The organism is Marinobacterium halophilum (assembly GCF_003014615.1).
GTDB classification, from domain to species: domain Bacteria; phylum Pseudomonadota; class Gammaproteobacteria; order Pseudomonadales; family Balneatricaceae; genus Marinobacterium; species Marinobacterium halophilum.
This window is the reverse complement of record NZ_PYGI01000044.1, coordinates 1-2,401: the sequence shown is the minus strand read 5'-3', so window position 1 is coordinate 2,401 and position 2,401 is coordinate 1. Positions and strand designations below refer to the sequence as shown.

Below are 2,401 nucleotides of genomic sequence, written 5' to 3'. Positions count from 1 at the left end.
ACCGGCAACGGCCACATCAGTACAACCAAGGATTGCCACCCGCTGTGGCAGAGGAAAAACTTAACTTATTGTCCGGTATTAGTTGACCACTACAGGTGCCCATATTCGAGTTCACTGCCGCTCAGGCAGCTTAGAAACAAATGCTCCCTGCTTGGATTGGCCTCAGAACGTTCACTGCCGCTCAGGCAGCTTAGAAAGCCCTCCTTCCGGCTCCACTGCTCCGCCTGCTGTTCACTGCCGCTCAGGCAGCTTAGAAACAGATCGCCCCACACCTTGCGGATACGGGACAGTTCACTGCCGCTCAGGCAGCTTAGAAATGAGTCGAGGCGTCTCAGACAGTTTTATGGTAGTTCACTGCCGCTCAGGCAGCTTAGAAATGGTTCTGGTAAAAGTTATGGCGTGGTTGAAAGTTCACTGCCGCTCAGGCAGCTTAGAAATGACGCCTCAATCGCCACACCCCACGACACTTGTTCACTGCCGCTCAGGCAGCTTAGAAAAGATCGGATCAGGCATGTTTGCTTCCAGAATTGTTCACTGCCGCTCAGGCAGCTTAGAAAGTCAGATGGGCCTTCAGCATTGCCCGGTTCGCGTTCACTGCCGCTCAGGCAGCTTAGAAATTCAGGCAGATCAACTGAGATCGTCTTGATTAGTTCACTGCCGCTCAGGCAGCTTAGAAAATGTCCAGCATCTGCGGGATAGTGGCGCGTCCGTTCACTGCCGCTCAGGCAGCTTAGAAAACATGCGTGCCGGATTGCCCTTGCGCTTCTCTGTTCACTGCCGCTCAGGCAGCTTAGAAAGTCACCGGCCGGTAAGACCGATGGATTTGGAAGTTCACTGCCGCTCAGGCAGCTTAGAAAGATACCCGGAATTAGCCCCGCTATGCTTCCACGTTCACTGCCGCTCAGGCAGCTTAGAAAACGGCGCAATGTTCGGGTATCAGCACGGCAAGGTTCACTGCCGCTCAGGCAGCTTAGAAATCTCCACCGCAGCGAGGGCACGGACCGTTCTTGTTCACTGCCGCTCAGGCAGCTTAGAAATGTCTGAGCCTAAACAGAATGAGGTCAAGCAAGTTCACTGCCGCTCAGGCAGCTTAGAAAGCATGGGGTCATGCTATTGAGTTCGGAGCCGAGTTCACTGCCGCTCAGGCAGCTTAGAAAATCCGCACCGCTCGCGCTGTACTGATAGTTATGTTCACTGCCGCTCAGGCAGCTTAGAAATGACAGCAGCGATGGCGGCTACTGGCCAGACTGTTCACTGCCGCTCAGGCAGCTTAGAAAAACCCGGTTGGTCTTTTGGTTCGAGCGCTGGCGTTCACTGCCGCTCAGGCAGCTTAGAAATCTAGAGCCTGAAATTGTTGACGAGATGGTTCGTTCACTGCCGCTCAGGCAGCTTAGAAAGCCTCGGTACTTCCGAACAGCGCAACCATCGAGTTCACTGCCGCTCAGGCAGCTTAGAAAAGACGCTGCTGGCGCGATACGAAACCAGCCCGGTTCACTGCCGCTCAGGCAGCTTAGAAAGATTTAACCCGTACTATCCTGACTTCGCGGCTGTTCACTGCCGCTCAGGCAGCTTAGAAATGATCTACGCCGATGGCAAATTGATGGGCACCGTTCACTGCCGCTCAGGCAGCTTAGAAAATTCTGAGTGCATACGGGTCAGCCAGCGGGTCGTTCACTGCCGCTCAGGCAGCTTAGAAAGGCAAGCGCCAGCACCGAGGCTGAGGATTCGTGTTCACTGCCGCTCAGGCAGCTTAGAAAATTGGCGACGCCCTGACGATGTTGCGGGCCGGGTTCACTGCCGCTCAGGCAGCTTAGAAACGTCATTGCCGGAGTCCGACCACTCCCGCACAGTTCACTGCCGCTCAGGCAGCTTAGAAAGGCATCAAACTCCAAGCGGCCTTTGCTGATCAGTTCACTGCCGCTCAGGCAGCTTAGAAATTTCCCGATCCATCTGACATAGGCGTCGGACAGTTCACTGCCGCTCAGGCAGCTTAGAAAGCGACACTTCCGGGATCAATTCAAGGGTGGTTGTTCACTGCCGCTCAGGCAGCTTAGAAATTAAAACCGGCCTCCTATTTTGCCTTCTGAGGGTTCACTGCCGCTCAGGCAGCTTAGGGAAGCCGCGAATAAGTCCGACCTCGGGCTCTAAAATGTCGTTATCATTGCCTCAGAGGCGGAAATTCAGCACTTTTCACCCTTTTTAACCGCTCGCACCTGCCTTTTCAGGCAGTACAGGCGGATTAACCCTGTGCTCTCAACATCTGATCCACCCGCACAACGTTGGCCAGCGCGAACAGCATGGCAAGCTTGCCATCGTTCTTCTTTAGGCCACGGTAGCGTGCTTTTACAAAACCGAACTGACACTTGATGATCCGGAACGGATGCTCAACTTTCGCACGGAT

The 2,401-nt window shown here is 54.4% G+C and carries 1 protein-coding gene and 1 CRISPR repeat array; the gene reads right to left on the bottom strand.

From position 1 onward, the window contains the following. Positions 1 to 109: 109 nt before the first annotated feature. A CRISPR array of direct repeats spans positions 110 to 2,117; the repeat unit is 28 nt; unit sequence GTTCACTGCCGCTCAGGCAGCTTAGAAA. A 122-nt stretch (positions 2,118 to 2,239) separates the two neighbouring features. Beyond that, on the bottom strand, positions 2,240 to 2,401 hold a 162-nt coding region (locus CLV44_RS17160; RefSeq protein WP_146140037.1), incomplete at its 5' end, for a transposase.